This window comes from Burkholderia sp. BCC0397, assembly GCF_902832865.1.
Lineage (GTDB): Bacteria > Pseudomonadota > Gammaproteobacteria > Burkholderiales > Burkholderiaceae > Burkholderia.
The window spans coordinates 1-344 of the sequence record NZ_CADFDL010000043.1 but is presented as its reverse complement, the minus strand read 5'-3'; the positions used below and the strand labels follow the sequence as shown (position 1 = coordinate 344).

1 protein-coding gene is annotated in these 344 nt (G+C 65.7%); it reads right to left on the bottom strand.

Annotated features, from left to right (window positions below; genetic code table 11):
• The coding region (locus tag HWX03_RS36695) for a TolC family protein (protein WP_175874682.1) at window positions 1–344 on the bottom strand (344 nt) is incomplete at both ends.

Here is a 344-nt window from a genome sequence, read left to right as displayed (position 1 = left end):
GTCTGCGCGGTCAGCACCGACAGGTAGCTGTCGACACCGTTCTTGTAACGCAGGTCCGACAGATCGAAGCGACGCTGCTGCGCGTGCTCGTTGCGCTCGAGCGCCGCGATCTGCTGATCATACGTGCCGCGTGCGGCAAGACCGTCCGACACTTCGCGGAATGCCGACTGGATCGCCTTCTCGTAGTTCGCGATCTCGATGCGCTTCTGCACGTTCGCGAGATCGAGGTTCGCGATGTTCTGCCCGCCTTCGAAGATCGGCAGCGCGATGCTCGGCGCGAACGACCACGCCGCCGTGCCGGCCTTGAACAGGCCGCCCAGCGTCGGGCTCGCGGTGCCGAACGC